We start from the raw sequence: 15,561 nt of genomic DNA, 5'->3' as shown, positions 1-15,561 counted from the left end.
TCGGTGGAGACGTCGGAGCGCGCCGGGCCGGGAACGACCGAGCGCTCAGAGATGGTCGTAGACGTCCTCCAGCGTGAGCCCCTTGGCCAGCATCAGGACCTGCAGGTGGTAGAGCAGCTGGGAGATCTCCTCGGCGGCCGCGTCGTCCGACTCGTGCTCGGCGGCCATCCACACCTCGGCGGCCTCCTCCACGATCTTCTTGCCGATCGCATGGACGCCGGCGTCCAGCTGCGCGACGGTCCCCGACCCGGCGGGACGGGACTCGGCCTTGGCGGACAGCTCGGCGAACAGGGAGTCGAAGGTCTTCACGATCCCCAGCGTAGACGGAGACCCTCGCGTCCCTGCTGCTGGGGTCCGTGGTGCGGACGTCGATCTGGTCACCCTTTGGTGCTTGGCACACTATTTTTTGTGGGAGCGAGGTCGGCGCGTCATCGCGCGCCGACCCGGCTCCGTGCCGCTCAGTGCACGTGGCGCTCGGCCATCGCCCGCAAGGTCTCGATCTCCCCCGGGACGTCCTCGGCGCCGTACACCGCGGAGCCCGCCACGAAGACGTTCGCCCCCGCCTCGGCCGCCCGCTCGATCGTGTCGCGGGACACTCCCCCGTCGACCTGGATGTGCACATCGAGGTCCTGCTCGCTGATCGCGCGCCGCGCGCGGCGGATCTTGGGCAGCGTGCCCTCGATGAAGGACTGACCGCCGAAGCCCGGTTCGACGGTCATGACGAGGATCATGTCCACCTCGGCGAGCAGGTCGAGGTACGGCTCCACCGGCGTCGCCGGGCGCAGCGCCACCCCGGCGCGGGCTCCCAGGCGTCGCAGCTCGCGCGCCAGCCGCACCGGGGCCTGTGCCGCCTCGGCGTGGAAGGTGACCGACGCCGCGCCGGCCTCGGCGTAGGCGGGCGCCCACCGGTCGGGGTCCGCGATCATCAGGTGGCCGTCGACGGGCACCGGCGAGACCTGCACCAGCCGCTCGAACACCGGCAGGCCGAGCGTCAGGTTCGGCACGAAGTGGTAGTCCATGACGTCGACGTGGGCGGCGTCCGCCGTCGCGATGGCGTGCAGGTCACGCTCGAGGTTGGCGAAGTCGGCGGACAGGATGCTCGGGTTGATCAGTGCAGGCATGGCCTCAGCCTAGGCCGCGGTCGGTCTACGCTCGCCCCGTGGCACCACTCCCCTCCCCCGGCGACGGGCCGCCCGGTGCGGTGGACCGTCCCCGGATCCGGCGCGCGGTCCCGGCCGACCTCCCGGCGGTCGCCGCGATCTTCGCGCCGTACGTGACCGGTACGGCGGTGACGTTCGCGGAGGACCCGCCGAGCGCCGCCGACTGGTCCGACCGGCTGGAGGACGCGGACGCGGGCGGACTCCCCTTCCTCGTCGCCGAGCTCGACGGCGCGGTCGTCGGGTACGCCTACGTGACACCCTGGCGTCCGCGGGCGGCCTACCGCCACACCGTCGAGGACACGATCTACCTGGCACCGGCCGCGCAGGGGCGCGGCGTGGGGACCCGCCTGCTGTCGGCGCTGCTGGACGCCTGCACGGTGGCCGGCATCCGCCAGGTGGTCGCGGTCGTCGCCGACGACCCGGCGGGTGCCGGGTCGGTGCCCCTGCACCGTCGCCTCGGGTTCGAGGTCGTCGGGGTGCTGCGCGACGTCGGGCGCAAGCACGGACGCGACGTCAGCACGATGCTGATGCAGCGCACGCTGCACTGACCGGTCAGCGCAGGTCAGCGCGCAGACGGTCGGTGCAGGCCTCGACGGTGCGCCACGCCGCCTCGCCGACGCCGGGGTGGGCGTCGCGGTCGACCTCCCCCAGCGCCGTGCGCAGGCCGTCCAGCGTGGTCGTGACGACCCGCTCCGCCCGGCGACGCGGCAGCCCCCACGCGACCCCCTCGTCCACGAGGTCGGTGCCGGTGATCGCATCCATGTCCCGCGTGCCCGCCACGTCCATGGCGAAGACGCGCGAGGCGTGCTCGTGGTGCAGGTGCATGGAGATGTCGTAGGCCGGGGCGAGGGACACCGTCCCGTCCGCGCGGCGCAGCATCGAGATGTTCTTGGCGTGTGCATCGGTGTTGCCGAGGGCCAGGTTGAGCGTCGTCAGCGCCAGGAGGCGGTCCGGGCGGGAGCCGTCGTCGCGCAGCACCTGGGCGATCGCCCGCAGCGACGGGATGGTCCGTCCGTGCTGGAACTTGCGCTCCGGGTCGCGGGTGTTGATGCCCAGCGCCTGGGCGGCGTCCTCCTGGTGGATCCGCCGCAGCCCGCCCGGTGCCTCGGCGTCGGGGACACGGTCGTACCGGGACACCACGAGGCAGCGCACGTCCTCGAAGGTCTCCACGTGCGCCTGGATCGTGGTGAGGCCGATACGCCGTGCGAGCTCGATCGCCGCCGCCTCGGTGTCGACGAGGTCCGCAGTCGGCGAGTCGGCGTCCCGGGCGACCTTGAGGATGTGGGTGGTCGGCCGGTCCGGGGCGGCGCGCCACCAGGTGCCGGCGTCCCGGACGAGACCGATCTTCGGCTCCATGCCCGGCAGCGAGCTCGTCAGCCGCTGGCTGCGCGCCGTCCCGCCCGCGCGGGCGATGCTCGCGCGCAGCAGGTCGGCGACACCGGACTCGTCCAGCGGTACGGGATCACCGTCGACGCTGCGGAGGTCCGCGCCCACGGCGACGAACTGGAGCGCCCCGACGGTGTCCCCGCCGTAGGCGCCGAAGAAGCCGACCGGATCGTCCGGGTCGACACCGACGTCCATCGCCATGTGGTCACGGACGCGACCCTCGGGCATCAGTCCGTCGAGCCAGGCGTTCACACGGGCCGGTGCGGGCGGGGCGTCGGCGTCCATGGGCAGCAGGTGGGACAGCACGCGCGACCCGTATCCCCAGCGGTCGATCGCCGCGGCGTCCCACTCCAGCTCCACGCGCAGGGCGCCCCGGCCGGTGTCCCGCGCGGAGAACCGGCCGACGCGGCTGCCGTAGAGCCAGGCGTCGAGCTCAGACGCGGTCATCCGTGCCCCGCTCCTCGAGCCGGACGTCGATGCCGAGCTCGTCGAACATCTCGAACAGCCGGGTGATGTAGAGGTTCCCGACACCCGACTCGACCTCGGAGACGTACTGGCGCGTCAGGCCGAGCTCGTCCGCGAGCGCAGCCTGGCTGAGTCCGCGGCGTTTGCGGGCCTGCTGCACGAAGCGACCGAGGTCACGGGCGCCGCGGGCGCGGGTCCAGCGGTCGGTGGTGGTCATGTCGCCTCCGATGTCAGGTTTCTCTGACGGACCTTTCTGTCAGAGTATCCCGACATCCCTCGCTGTGCAAGGAATACCTGGCGTCTTGGGCCGCGTCTGCGCTACCTTGCGGCGACACACTCCGGGGAGGCGGACCGTTGGCACGCAGGACACATCCCGACTGGCAGCCCCGGAAGAATCCGATGAACCACGCCGGTCATCATCCCCCGCCGGCCCGGTGGCAGCAGGCGTTCCGCAGGGTCGAGGCGAGCTCCACGGGGCACATCGCCCTGGTCCTGGCCCTCATGACCATCTTCTCGCTCGTGCTGGCAGGTCTGTCCGTCGACCACGTCGGTACGCGGATCGCGCTCGCGCAGGACGGTGTCGAGTCCCGGGCACGCGTCGTGCACGTGGAGGGCGGGCGCCGGGACCTCGTCGGGGCCGTGACGGTCGAGCTGCTCCACGGTACCGGCGGAACCGTGCGCATCGCGCACCCGCCCGGAGGGAAGCGGGAAGGATCGGTCCTCGACGTCGTCTACGACCCCGACGACCCCGCCCGGGCGATCGCCGTGGACGAGCCCCTGGTGGACGCGGAGATCCTCCTCGTCACGGCCCTCGACGTGCTGGCGCTGATCCTCTGGTTCCCCTCCGGGTACGGCGTCTCGGTGCTCTGGTCACGCCGACGCCGTGGCTGGTGGCGTACCGACGTGCTGGGGCACATCGCCCGTCACGCCCAGCACGCCCCCGTCACGCGCACCGTGATCGCGTTGCTCGTCGTTCCGCTGACGTCACCGTGGCGGCGACAGGGTTCGTGGTGGCCACGTGGGAGCGGTCGCGCACTCTGGAGCTGCAGGGTGTTCCCGCCCACGCGACGGTCGTCCACGCCGACTGGGCGGGACCGGTCGGCCACCGGCTCGTCGTGGACGTCGAGGGGTACGAGCGGGCGATGCTGAGCCACTGGCACGGCGTACCGGCCCGGGACGAGATCCTGGACGTGGTCGTCGACCCCGAGGACCCCTCCCTGGTCGCCCAGGCCGGCGCGGGCGTGTGGGGGACGTCCGAGCGGTCCGCGGCCGTCCTGGCGGCGACCGGCCTCGTGGTGACGGCCATCCTCGTCCCGGCTGCCGTCACCGGCCTGGTACGACGTCGACGAACGCCCGTCGACGGCTGACGCCGGTCCCGGTCAGCCGGTCCGGCGCAGCAGCGTCAGGTGCATCGCGTCCGTGCCGTGCACGTGCGGCCACAGCTGGACGTCGAGCCCGCCCGCGCCGCCGTCGTCGGGCCCGAGGTCGATCTGCGCCCCCGGGACGAGCACGTCACGCACGGCGGCGCGGGCGTCCAGGCGGGTGACGTCGTCGCGGCGGCGCAGCACGTCGTCGACCACGAGCCGCGTCTCGGCCAGGTGCGGCGAGCAGGTCACGTAGGCGACCACTCCCCCGGGCCGGACGGCGTCCACGGCGGAGTCGAGCAGCTCGCCCTGCAGCCGGGTGAGCACCCCGAGGTCGGCGGGGGTGCGTCGCCAGCGCGACTCGGGACGCCGGCGCAGCGCCCCCAGGCCGGTGCAGGGGGCGTCGACGAGCACGCGGTCGTAGGCGCCGGGCTCCTCGGAGCCCATCTCGCGTCCGTCCCCGGTGCGCACCTGCTCCACGACCCCCTCGGGCACGGCCCGCAGCCCGCGGCGCACCAGGCGCGCCCGGTGCGGCTGGACCTCGTTGGCGACCAGGCGGGCGTCGCGCTGCGCGGCGAGCGCGGCCAGCAGGGCCGCCTTGCCCCCGGGGCCGGCGCACAGGTCGAGCCAGCGCGCGTCGCGCCCGCCCAGCGGTGCGGCTGCCAGGGCGAGGGTGACGAGCTGGCTGCCCTCGTCCTGGACGCCGGCCCGTCCGTCGGCCACGGCCGGCAGGTCGGCGGGGTCGGTCCCGGCGGCGAGCACCCGGGCGGTCGGCGCCCAGCGGCCGGCCTCCACGTGCACGTCGTCCCCGGCGCCGTCGGTCAGGGCGTCCGCGTCCACGAGCCCGGGCCGGGCGACGAGGGTCACCCGCGGGGGCGTGTTGTCCGCGTCGAGCAGGTCGCCGATCTCGCCGACGTCGCGCCCGGACCCGTGCAGGGCCTCGCGCAGGGCGCGGGTCACCCACACCGGGTGCGAGCCGACCTGCGCCAGGGCCGTGACGGCGTCGGGGGCGTCGGCGCGCAGCTCGTCGAGCCACTCGTCCAGCGGGCGGCGACCCACGGCACGCAGCACGGCGTTGACCATCTGGGCGGGCCCGGCGCCGACCCGGTCGCGGCACAGGGCGACCGTCTCGGAGACCGCGGCGTGGGCGGGCACCCGCATGCCGAGCAGCTGGTGGGCGCCCAGGCGCAGCACGTCGAGCACCTCGGTGTCGAGGCGGTCCAGCGGGCGGCTGACGCAGCGCGCCAGGATCGCGTCGTAGCGCCCGCGCAGGCGCAGGGTGCCGTAGGCGAGCTCGGTGGCGAACCCGGCGTCGCGCCCGCTCAGGCCGCGCTCGCGCAGCAGCGGGGGCAGCACGAGGTTGGCGTAGGCGTCGGAGGTGTCGACCTCGCGCAGCACGTCGTAGGCGGCGGTGCGCGCCGGGTCGGTGCGTCGGCGGCGCTCGGAGGGCGCCTGGGCGCTGCGGTGGCCCTGCCCGCGGGAGCGGGCGGCCCCCCGCTGACGTCCCCGGGGGTTGCGGCGCTCGTCGCGACGGTCCTCGCTCATCGGGCACCACCCAGCGGGGCGCCGGACTCGACGACGTCCCGTCCGGCGCCGCGCGCCCAGTCGGCCGCGCCCATGGGCTTCTTGCCCACGGGCCGCACCTCGCCCAGCTCGACGGCATGGGTGGCGGTGCCCACCAGCACCTCGGACTTGCCGGCCCGCACCTGGCCGGGGGCGAGGTCGACCACGTCGGGTCGCGGGCGCACCGGGCCCAGGCCGAGCCGGGCACCCGGCGTGCCCTCCTCGGACGCGGGCAGCGTCGTCCACGCCCCCGGCGCGGGGGTGACCGCCCGCACGCGCCGGTCGACCGCGAGCGCCGGGTCGTCCCAGCGCACCAGGGCGTCCTCGGCGGTGATCTTGGGGGCGTAGGAGGCGCCGTCGGGGCTCTGCGGCTGCGGGGACAGGGTGCCGGCCTCCAGGGCGTCCAGGGTGGCCACGAGCAGCCCCGCGCCGGAGGTGGCCAGACGCCCGAGCAGGTCGCCGGAGGTGTCGCGGGGCCGGATCGTCTCGGTGGAGGTGCCCAGCACCGGGCCGGTGTCCATGCCGTCGTCGAGCAGGAACGTGGTGGCGCCGGTGACGTCGTCGCCGGCCAGCACCGCGTGCTGGACGGGGGCGGCGCCGCGCCAGGCGGGCAGCACGGAGAAGTGCAGGTTGACCCAGCCCAGCCGGGGCACGGCGAGCACGTCGGGGCGCAGCAGGTGGCCGTAGGCGACCACGGGGGCGGCGTCCACCTCGAGGGCGCGCAGCCGGGCCACGAACTCCTCCCCGCGCGGGACGTCGGTGATGACCTCGAGGCCGGCCTCCTCCGCGGCGACGCGCACGGGGCTCGGCACCAGCCGGCGACCGCGGCCGGCGCGGGCGTCGGCGCGGGTCAGCACGGCGACGACCTCGTGGTCGGAGTCGATCAGGGCCCGCAGGGCGGGCACGGCGGGTTCGGGGGTTCCGGCAAACAGCAGACGCACCGTGCAAGTCTAGGCCGCGGAAAATCCCGTGCGTCCCGCGCGCCGGCGGGCCCAGACTGGCACCGCACGCGCCGGAGCACGCACCCGCGACCTGCGCGGGCCGACACGGAAGGAGGCCGAGCGATGACCCTGACCCACCGGACCGTTCGTGCCCTCACCACCCGAAGGATCCTTCCGTGCCCCCGAACCTCTCCCTCTCCCTGACCACCGCCGACCACGACGGCCCCGGCCCGGACCAGCGCTGGTCGACCTGGCCGACCGTCGCCAAGGGTCAGCGCGGCCCGGCGCCACGACCCGACTGGGTCGTCACCGCGGCCGCCGCCCTGGACACCGAGCTCGGCGTCCTCAAGACCGGCAAGGAGGCCGACGTCTTCCTCGTCGAACGTGCCGTGCCCGCCGACCCCGGCCAGGCCTCGCTCCTGGCCGCCAAGCGGTACCGCTCCCCCGAGCACCGCCAGTTCCACCGCGACAGCACCTACACCGACGGACGCCGCGTGCGCCGCACGCGCGACCAGCGCGCCGTCGAGGACCGTCGCTCGGCGTGGGGGCGCGGCGTGCGCGCGACCCAGTGGGCCGACGCCGAGTTCACCACGCTGGGCACGCTGTGGGACGCGGGGGCGGCCGTGCCCTACCCGGTGCAGGTCGACGGCACCGAGGTGCTCATGGAGTTCGTCGGCACGGTCGACGACGACGGCACGGCGGTCGCGGCGCCGCGCCTGGACCGCAGCCGGCCGGCCCCGGACGAGGCCGCCGACTGGTTCGAGCAGCTGCTGGCCACGATGAGCGTGCTGGCCCGGCTCGGCTGGGCGCACGGGGACCTGTCGCCGTACAACGTGCTGGTCGACGCCGGGCGCATCGTCGTCATCGACGTGCCCCAGGTCGTGGACCTCGTGGCCAACCCTGCGGGCCCCGAGCTGCTGCACCGCGACTGCCGCACGGTCTGCCGCTGGTTCGCCGCGCGCGGGCTCGCGGTGGACGCCGACGAGGTGTTCGCCGACCTGCTGGCGCAGGCCTGGTGACGGCACCGGGCGCCGGTGCGCTGCGAGCGCACCGGCGCTCGGGCCGGCAGACCGGCGGCCGACCTGGGCCGGGCACCGTGTTGCCCGGCCCAGCCCGGCTCCCGGACTACCGCAGCGGCGTGGTGTCGCGGCTGCCGATGTGCTCGGGCCGCGGCGCGGGCGCGCTGTACGGCTCGGTGAGCGCGTTCTCGACGCTGTTGAACACCAGGAAGATGTTCGACCGCGGGAACGGCGTGATGTTGTTGCCGGACCCGTGCATGATGTTCGCGTCGAACCAGAGCGCCGAGCCGGCCGCACCGGTGAACTGGTCGATGCCGTACCTCCGGGCGAGCTCGGTGATGGCGTCCTCGGAGGGCACGCCGATCCGCTGCTCCTTGAGGGAGTCCTGGTGGTAGTTCTCCGGGGTCTCGCCTACGCACGGCACGTAGGTGCGGTGCGAGCCCGGCATGACCATCAGGCCGCCGTTGTACGGGTAGTTGGGCGTCAGCGCGATCGAGCAGCTCACGGCGCGCGGGGCCGGCATGCCGTCCTCGGCGTGCCAGGTCTCGAAGTCCGAGTGCCAGTAGAAGCCGGCGCCCTTGTAGCCGGGCATGTAGTTGACGCGCGTCTGGTGCAGGTACACCTCCGAGCCGAGCAGCTGGCGGGCACGGTCGAGCAGCCGCGGGTCCCGGGCGAGCGCGTCGATCTGCTGGCTGAGCCTCGTGACCTCGAAGACGGAGCGGACCTCGCCGGAGCTCTTCTCGGTGACGACCCGCGGGTCGCCCCGCAGCGAATCGTCCGAGGACAGCCGGCTCAGCTCCGCGCTGTACCGGGTCACCTCGTCGGGGGTGATGAAGTCCTCGAGGACGGTGAAGCCCCGCTGCTCGTGCGCCGCGAGGGTGTCGGCGTCGAACGGGCCGTCCTCGGCCGTGCCCCACACCGTGGGGTGCTGACGCTCGACGAACGCGCCGGGCTGGGCCAGACGGCTCGGGTAGAGGTCGGTCGTGGTCTCGACCATGGCGGTCATGGGTCTCCCTTCTCCCGGGTCGTCCCGGGATCGTGGCGTCTCATGCACGCAGCGTGCCCGCGCCGTCAGGGCCGACGGGGCGAGCACGCGCACCCTCCAGTCAGTACGTGACCGGACCGGTCGTGTCAAAAGGTCGGCCGCCGGGCCGTGCCGTGGCGGTCGGCTCGTGTGGACCCGGCACCCGGCCTACCGTGGGCAGATGGCGACCGACACCGGCGACTACGACCACGAGGCGCTGCGCACCTACTTCGTCGAGCAGGGCCTGGCACTGGGTTCCGGCGACCTGGAGGCGGTCGCCGACCGGTTCGACGCGACCGCCGTGCTGGTGCTCGCCGAGGAGACGGTGGCGCTGTCGACCCCGGAGCGGGTGCACGACATGCTGCGCGAGCACGCCGGGGCGCCGGACCCGGGGGACGCCGTCGCGCTGGTGCCCCAGGTCACCGACTCCGCCGAGCTGGGCTGGGCGCTGCTGTGGGTCGAGGTGCGCTGGAGCCTGCGCGACGAGCTGGCCGCGGAACGCTCCAGCCGGCGGGTGCGCTACCTGCTGCGGCGGGCCCGGGGCACCTTCGAGGTCTGCGTCGTGGTGCCGCTCGCCTGAGGCGGCGGGCGGACCGGCGCCGAGCGCTGTCAGCGGAAGTCGCGCGACCGGGTCGTGACCGGCAGGCGCAGCGGCGCCAGGTGCTCGGCGAGCAGGTTGACCGCGCCGTCGGCCTGCTCCACCTGTCCGCGTACCACGAGCGCCGGGGCGCCGCGCGCCACGGTGCGGAACCGGCGCCACAGCCCGGGGGTGCAGATGACGTTGAGCAGCCCGGTCTCGTCCTCCAGGGACAGGAACGTCACCCCGCCGGCGGTGCCCGGCCGCTGCCGGTGGGTGACCACCCCGCCGACCGCGACGCGGCGTCCCGGCTCCGTCGCCGTGGCCGCGGCCACCGTGAGCACGCCCTGGCGGTCCAGCCCGGCGCGCACGTGCTCCAGCGGTGAGGTGGAGTCCGGGGTGATGCCGGTGGCCCAGGCGTCGGCGACGTCGATCTCCAGGGGGTCCATGCCGGGCAGCGCCGGGGCGGACACCCCCACGCTGACCCCCTCGAGCGTGGCGGGCCCCTCCTGCCCGAGCGCGCCCGCGGCCCACAGCCCCTCGCGGCGGGTCACCCCGAGCGAGGCCAGCGCCCCGGCGGTGGCCAGGGCCTCCAGGCGCGCGGTGGACAGCTCGACGCGGCGCACGAGGTCGCGCAGGTCGGTGAACGGCCCGCGCGCGGCCCGCTCGGCGACCATCTGCTCGGCGACGTCGGCGCCCAGCCCCCGCACGGCGCCGAGGCCGAGCCGGACGGCCAGCGCCTCGTCGACGTCGAGCGGCACCCCGCCGCTGCCGACGACGCCCTCGTCGAGCATGCCCGGGGGGCCCGTCCCGCTCTCCGGCCGGGCCCCCCGGGCATGCTCGACCGGGCCGGCGACAGGGTCGTGCGTCTGCGCCTCGACGCCCGCGAGCGCCGCCGAGGCGTTGACGTCCGGGCGCAGCACGCGCACCCCGTGCCGGCGGGCGTCGGCGACCAGGGACGCCGGGGAGTAGAACCCCATCGGCTGGGCGGCGAGCAGCCCGGCGTAGAACGCCTCGGGGTGGTGCACCTTGAGCCAGGAGCTGGCGTAGACCAGGAAGGCGAACGAGTAGGCGTGCGACTCGGGGAACCCGAAGTCGGCGAAGGCCCGCAGCTTGTCGTAGATCTCCTCCTGGACGTCCGGCGGCACGCCACGCTCGGTCATGCCGGCGAACAGGCGCCCGCGCAGCGCCTCCATGCGTTCCACGGAGCGTTTGGAGCCCATGGCCCGGCGCAGCCGGTCGGACTCGGCGGGGGTGAACCCGGCGACGTCGATCGCCATCTGCATGAGCTGCTCCTGGAACAGCGGCACCCCCAGGGTGCGCCGCAGCGACGGCTCCAGCAGGGGGTGCAGGTAGGTGACCTCCTCGCGGCCCCGGGAGCGTTCGATGTAGGGGTGCACCGAGCGGCCCTGGATCGGGCCGGGCCGGATGAGGGCGACCTCGACGACGATGTCGTAGAAGGTCCGGGGCTGCAGCCGCGGCAGGGTGGCCATCTGGGCGCGGGACTCCACCTGGAACACCCCGACGGTGTCGGCGGCGCACAGCAGGTCGTACACGCGCGGGTCCTCGGCCGGCAGGGTGTGCAGCGCGAGGGTCTGCCCGGTGGCCTCGCGGACGGAGGTGAAGGCGTACCGGATCGCGGTGAGCATCCCGAGCCCCAGCAGGTCGAACTTGACCAGCCCGGCGTCGGCGCAGTCCTCCTTGTCCCACTGCAGCACGGTGCGTCCCTCCATCCGGGCCCACTCGACCGGGCAGACCTCGATGACGGGCCGGTCGCACATCACCATGCCCCCGGAGTGGATGCCCAGGTGCCGGGGCAGGCGCAGGAACCGTTCGGCGAGGTCCAGCACCGCCGCGGGGATGTGGCCCTCCTGCTCGGCCGACGGCGGCGGCTGGGCGGGCACGACGTCGTGCGGGTCGTCGGCCCGGCGCAGCCCGCCGTCGACGGCGAGCGGGTCGACCACGGGGGCGTCCGGCCGCGGCGGGGTGCCGTGCCGCCACCGGGCGGCGACCTCGGCGCGGCGCTCGTCGCGCCGGGTGACCGGGGCCCCGGCGGCGGCGCGGTCCGCCGCGGTGGCGCGGTCCGCCGCGGGGCCGGCCGGGTCGGGGCCGCGCAGCGACCCCCAGCGTTCGATGGACTTGCTCCAGGCGTCCTGCTGGCCGACGTCGTACCCGAGCGCGCGGGCGGCGTCGCGCACCGCCGAGCGCGGCCGGTAGGAGATGACGTTGGCGACCTGGGCGGCGTGCGTCCGCCCGAACCGGGCGTAGACGTGCTGGATGACCTCCTCGCGCCGTCCGGACTCGATGTCGATGTCGATGTCGGGGGGTCCGTCGCGCTCGGGGGCCAGGAAGCGTTCGAACAGCAGCCCGTGGTGCACGGCGTCGACGGCGGTGATGCCCAGGGCGTAGCAGACCGCGGAGTTGGCGGCGCTGCCGCGGCCCTGGCACAGGATGCCCTCGCGCCGGCAGAACTCGACCAGGTCGTAGACCACGAGGAAGTACCCCGGGAAGCCGAGCTGGTCGATGACGCGCAGCTCGTGGTCGATCTGCGCCCACGCCCCGGGCTCCCGCTCGGCGACACCGGGCCCGGGGCGCGGGCCGTAGCGTTCGGCGGCGCCCCGGTGGGTGAGCTCGCGCAGCCAGCTCGCCTCGTCGTGGCCGTCCGGCACCGGGTACGGCGGCAGGTCCGGCGCCACCAGGTGCAGGTCGAACGCGCACTCGGTGGCCAGGTCGGCGGCCGTCGGCACGGCGGCCGGGTGCCGGTGGTGCAGCCGGGCCATCTCGGCCGCCGAGCGCAGGTGCGCCGTGGGGGCGCCGGGCAGCCAGCCGTCCTGGTCGTCCAGGGAGGAGCGGGCGCGCACGGCCGCGAGCGCCCCGGCCAGGTCGGCGTCGCGGGGGCGGGCGTAGTGGGCGGCGGTGGTGGCCACCAGCGGCAGCCCGGCCTCCTGCGACAGCGCGGCGAGCGCCTGGTGCCGGTCGGCGTCGCGGGGGTCGCCGGTGGCGGTGAGCTCCACGGCCACGTTGTCGCGGCCGAAGACGGCGGTGAGCCGGTCGAGCTCGCGGCGGGCGGCGCGCAGCGGGTCCGTGCCGGGCGGGCCCTGCTCGAGCGCCTGCCGCACGGCCCCCTTGCGGCAGCCGGTGAGCACCAGCCACTGGCCGTCGGCCTCGGCCCCGAGCCGGTCGAGGTCGTAGCGGGCCCTGCCCTTGACGCCGGCCTCCAGGTGGGCGGTGGCGATCGCGCGCGACAGGTTCCGGTAGCCGTCCGGTCCGCGGGCGAGCACGAGCAGGTGCGTGGCGCGCGGGTCGGGCACGCCGGTGGGCTCGTCGAGCACCGGCGCGCCGCCGGGCACGGGAGCGGGCAGGTGCAGCTCGGCGCCGAACACGGTGGGCAGCCCGACGGCGCGGGCGGCCTCGGCGAACCGGACCACCCCGTACAGGCCGTCGTGGTCGGTCAGGGCCAGGGCCTCCAGGCCGAGCCGGGCGGCCTCGGCGGCGAGCTCGGCGGGGTGGCTGGCGCCGTCGAGGAAGCTGAACGCCGAGTGGGCGTGCAGCTCGGCGTACCGGGATGCCGGGCGGGGCTCAGTCATAGAGCGCCTCCACGGTCCAGGCGCCCGCGGTCTGGGCGAGCAGCAGCCCGCGCCCGTCGTCGAGCACCGCCTGCAGGTGCACCCGCCGGGTGCCGCCGTCGGGCGCCCACCAGCGTTCGGCCAGCGGCCACGGGCCGGCCCAGCCGACGACGCGGTGCTCCTGGTCGTCCCAGCGCACCCGGTGCGGGTCGCCGCTGCGCCCGAGGCGGGCGTCGACCACGACGTCGGTGCCGGCGGCGTCGAGCAGCCGGGCGGGGGCGGGTTCGGGCAGCAGCGTGGCCGGGGCCGGGCTGGGCAGCGCCCCGGGCCAGGGCCGGTCGGGCGGGCGGTCGACGACGGCCTCCTCGCCGTAGGGCACGAGCCGGACCCGGTGGCGCGGGTCGCGGCCGCCGGCGCGGCGCACGGTGAGCACGGCGTCCCCGCCGAGCAGCCCCTGCACCCGGTCCAGCGCCTGGCGGGCGCGCTCGTCCTGCCCGGCGTCGGCGCCCCACAGGGCGGGCTGGTGGGTGCCGGCGGGGGCGACGTCCTCGGCGGCGAGGGCGAGGTGGACCACGGGGGCGACCTCGGGCGAGCCCGCGGTGCCGGTGCGCCGCCGGGCGGCGTCGGTCAGCCAGCCCTCGAGCTGCCAGCGCACCCGGTCGGTGATCCGGGCGGCGGACAGCCCGCCGGCGGCGGTGTCGGTGCGCCAGCAGCGCTCCAGCTCGCCCTCGGTCGTGCGGGCGGTGATGCGCAGCCGGCCGCAGGCCACGCCGTGGGCCACGAGCAGCGCGTGCAGCTCCTCGGCGAGGCGGCGGGCGGCGAACGCGGCGACGTCGACCCGGTCGGCGGGCGGGTCCAGCGCGGTCTCCACGGCCAGGTCGGCCTCGAGGCGGCGGCGGGCGGGCGGGCGCTCGTCCTCGCCGCGAGCCAGGCGGTGCGCCCAGGCACCGAGGTCGCCGAACCGGGCGGCCACGCTCGCCGCGGGCAGGGCGGCGAGGTCCCCCAGGGTGTGCAGCCCGAGGCGCCACCACAGCCCCACGGCGTCGCGCACGGCCGCCACCACACCGGGGTCGCACACGGCGTGCACGAGCTCGCCCACGGGTCGGGCGGCCAGCGCCGCCGCCGACCCGCCGGGCGGCACGACGGCGTCGGAGCGGGCGGCGAGCACCGCGGCCAGCAGCCCGTCGGCGACCCCGACCTGGCACTCGTGGCCCGTCGCGGCCACCGCGTCGGCCAGGGCCTCGGCCAGCGCGGGCTCGGAGCCGTGGTAGCGCGCCGCGCCGTCGGCGGGCAGCAGCAGCAGGCCGGGGCGGGCGATCTCCAGACCGGCCACGACGGTCTCGGCGGCCGCGGCCACGGGTTCGAAGGTGCGCGCGTCGCGCTCGTCGTCGACCTCCAGCAGCACCAGCTCGGGGCACGCCTCCTGGGCCTGACGACGCCGCATGCCGCGCCGCACCCCGGCGCTGCGCGCGACGGCGGAGGTCGCCACGACGCTGCGCCCGGCGGTCGTCCCCCCGCCGGCGCGGGCACCGAGGACGGCGGCCGGCACGTGCGCGTCCAGCCCGGCGGCGGCCAGGGCCGCCACCACCGGCCAGTCCGGGACCCACAGCGCCGCGGTGCGGGTGGGGGCGTGCCGGGTCCCGTGGGGGCCGGGCGTGCTCATGCGACCCTCAGGTGCCGGTCGTCGGGCAGGCCGGGCAGGTCCTGCGCGACGGTGTCCGCCGGGGAGGCGGCAAGGGGCGGCTCGCCGCCGAGCGGCACCTCGACGTCGATCTCCACCGGGCGGGCGGACGCCCCGCGCCCGGTGCGCAGCACGCGCAGGGTGCGTCGGCGCAGCCAGCCCGCCCCGGCGTCCACGCCGGTCCAGGTCCCGCCGCGGGCGTCGAGCGTGACGTGGGCACCGGCCCAGCGGCCGGCCGCGACCAGGACGGCCTCGCGCTGGCGGGCCCGGGCGGCGAGGCGGCGCCGGTCGGCGTCCGCCAGCGGGGCCTGCGGACCGACCACGACGACGTCCATGCCGTCCAGCAGCGCGGCCAGCACCGCGGGGGCGTCCGGGCCGGGGGCCGGCACGACGACGGTGCGCGCCAGGTCGATCCCGGCGTCGGCGGCGGCCAGCAGCCCGACGGCCGGCGCCCCGACCAGGACGGTCCAGGCGCCGGCGCGCGAGGGCGCGGCCAGCAGCCCGAGCAGCAGGCTCGTCGACCCCTGCACCGCCAGGACGCCGCCGGTGGGCAGCACCCCGCCGGGCAGCAGCGGCGCGAGGTCCGGGTGCACGGCGCGGCCGCCGCGGGGCGGGGCGGTCCGGGGCGGCCCGGCGGCGGGCGGTGCGTCGTCGCCGGGACCGGGCACGCCGACCGGGGTCGGCCGCGGCCGCGCGGGGACCGCACGCTCCGCGGACCGCAGGGCGGCGAGCGCCCGCGCGTGCCGTGCGGCGTGGTCGCTGCGGGCGGGCGCCTCGGGGACGACGGTCACACGCCCCCTCCCCCGGTGATGCGG

At 76.4% G+C, this 15,561-nt stretch carries 15 protein-coding genes; 5 read left to right on the top strand and 10 right to left on the bottom strand.

Going from position 1 to position 15,561, the window contains the following annotated elements:
* Nucleotides 1-45 precede the first annotated feature (45 nt).
* Complete coding sequence (locus Q6350_RS14120; protein WP_304603871.1) at nucleotides 46-309, bottom strand: phosphoribosyl-ATP diphosphatase; 264 nt, start codon at nucleotides 307-309, stop codon at nucleotides 46-48.
* A 149-nt stretch (nucleotides 310-458) separates the two neighbouring features.
* Nucleotides 459-1,121, bottom strand: coding sequence for a ribulose-phosphate 3-epimerase (rpe, locus tag Q6350_RS14115; protein ID WP_171245822.1), 663 nt, complete (start codon nucleotides 1,119-1,121; stop codon nucleotides 459-461).
* 38 nt (nucleotides 1,122-1,159) lie between these two features.
* Between rpe and Q6350_RS14110 the strand changes: the two genes are divergently transcribed.
* The gene (locus Q6350_RS14110) at nucleotides 1,160-1,708 is read left to right on the top strand and encodes a GNAT family N-acetyltransferase (RefSeq protein ID WP_304603870.1); all 549 of its coding nucleotides are present in this window, start codon (nucleotides 1,160-1,162) and stop codon (nucleotides 1,706-1,708) included.
* A gap of 4 nt (nucleotides 1,709-1,712) precedes the next feature.
* Here Q6350_RS14110 and Q6350_RS14105 read toward each other — a convergent pair whose 3' ends face one another.
* Together Q6350_RS14105 and Q6350_RS14100 are read right to left on the bottom strand one after the other, a co-directional pair.
* Nucleotides 1,713-2,993, bottom strand: a complete 1,281-nt coding sequence (locus Q6350_RS14105; protein WP_304607663.1) for a type II toxin-antitoxin system HipA family toxin — start codon at nucleotides 2,991-2,993, stop codon at nucleotides 1,713-1,715.
* Nucleotides 2,980-3,228 (bottom strand): helix-turn-helix transcriptional regulator, encoded by a 249-nt coding sequence (locus tag Q6350_RS14100; protein ID WP_304607662.1) that lies wholly within the window; start codon nucleotides 3,226-3,228, stop codon nucleotides 2,980-2,982. The genes Q6350_RS14105 and Q6350_RS14100 overlap by 14 nt, the downstream gene beginning before the upstream one ends.
* A 182-nt stretch (nucleotides 3,229-3,410) precedes the next feature.
* Between Q6350_RS14100 and Q6350_RS14095 the strand changes: the two genes are divergently transcribed.
* The gene (locus Q6350_RS14095) at nucleotides 3,411-4,160 is read left to right on the top strand and encodes a DUF3592 domain-containing protein (RefSeq protein WP_305066524.1); all 750 of its coding nucleotides are present in this window, start codon (nucleotides 3,411-3,413) and stop codon (nucleotides 4,158-4,160) included.
* Nucleotides 4,154-4,378 carry a hypothetical protein gene (locus tag Q6350_RS14090; RefSeq protein ID WP_304607660.1) on the top strand — a complete coding sequence of 75 codons (225 nt, stop codon included), beginning with the start codon at nucleotides 4,154-4,156 and terminating at the stop codon, nucleotides 4,376-4,378. Before Q6350_RS14095 ends, Q6350_RS14090 begins: the two co-directional genes overlap by 7 nt.
* Before the next feature lie 12 nt (nucleotides 4,379-4,390).
* Here the strand turns inward: Q6350_RS14090 and Q6350_RS14085 are convergent, their stop codons facing one another.
* Entirely contained in the window at nucleotides 4,391-5,920 is a 1,530-nt protein-coding gene (locus Q6350_RS14085) for an RsmB/NOP family class I SAM-dependent RNA methyltransferase (RefSeq protein ID WP_305066523.1), read from the bottom strand.
* Nucleotides 5,917-6,879, bottom strand: coding sequence for a methionyl-tRNA formyltransferase (gene fmt / locus Q6350_RS14080; RefSeq protein WP_305066521.1), 963 nt, complete (start codon nucleotides 6,877-6,879; stop codon nucleotides 5,917-5,919). The genes Q6350_RS14085 and fmt overlap by 4 nt, the downstream gene beginning before the upstream one ends.
* A 176-nt stretch (nucleotides 6,880-7,055) precedes the next feature.
* Between fmt and Q6350_RS14075 the strand changes: the two genes are divergently transcribed.
* Nucleotides 7,056-7,898: a serine protein kinase RIO gene (locus Q6350_RS14075; RefSeq protein ID WP_305066520.1), complete on the top strand. Its 843-nt coding sequence runs from the start codon at nucleotides 7,056-7,058 to the stop codon at nucleotides 7,896-7,898.
* Nucleotides 7,899-8,004: 106 nt separating this feature from the next.
* Here the strand turns inward: Q6350_RS14075 and thpD are convergent, their stop codons facing one another.
* Complete coding sequence (gene thpD / locus Q6350_RS14070) at nucleotides 8,005-8,904, bottom strand: ectoine hydroxylase (RefSeq protein WP_305066519.1); 900 nt, start codon at nucleotides 8,902-8,904, stop codon at nucleotides 8,005-8,007.
* Between the two features lie 199 nt (nucleotides 8,905-9,103).
* Between thpD and Q6350_RS14065 the strand changes: the two genes are divergently transcribed.
* Nucleotides 9,104-9,502, top strand: a complete 399-nt coding sequence (locus Q6350_RS14065; RefSeq protein ID WP_171245831.1) for a hypothetical protein — start codon at nucleotides 9,104-9,106, stop codon at nucleotides 9,500-9,502.
* Between the two features lie 29 nt (nucleotides 9,503-9,531).
* On the opposite strand, the gene Q6350_RS14060 is transcribed toward Q6350_RS14065, so the two are convergent.
* The 3 genes from Q6350_RS14060 to Q6350_RS14050 are packed head-to-tail and all read right to left on the bottom strand — an operon-like array spanning nucleotide 9,532 to nucleotide 15,537.
* On the bottom strand, nucleotides 9,532-13,086 hold the full coding sequence (locus Q6350_RS14060; RefSeq protein WP_305066518.1) for an error-prone DNA polymerase: 3,555 nt from the start codon (nucleotides 13,084-13,086) through the stop codon (nucleotides 9,532-9,534).
* Nucleotides 13,079-14,728 carry a DNA polymerase Y family protein gene (locus Q6350_RS14055; RefSeq protein ID WP_305066517.1) on the bottom strand — a complete coding sequence of 550 codons (1,650 nt, stop codon included), beginning with the start codon at nucleotides 14,726-14,728 and terminating at the stop codon, nucleotides 13,079-13,081. Before Q6350_RS14055 ends, Q6350_RS14060 begins: the two co-directional genes overlap by 8 nt.
* Nucleotides 14,725-15,537 (bottom strand): hypothetical protein, encoded by an 813-nt coding sequence (locus Q6350_RS14050; protein WP_305066515.1) that lies wholly within the window; start codon nucleotides 15,535-15,537, stop codon nucleotides 14,725-14,727. Before Q6350_RS14050 ends, Q6350_RS14055 begins: the two co-directional genes overlap by 4 nt.
* Nucleotides 15,538-15,561 lie beyond the last annotated feature (24 nt).

This window comes from Isoptericola sp. b515, assembly GCF_030588125.1.
In the GTDB taxonomy this organism is placed as follows: domain Bacteria; phylum Actinomycetota; class Actinomycetes; order Actinomycetales; family Cellulomonadaceae; genus Isoptericola; species Isoptericola sediminis.
This window is presented reverse-complemented; position numbering and strand designations above follow the sequence as displayed.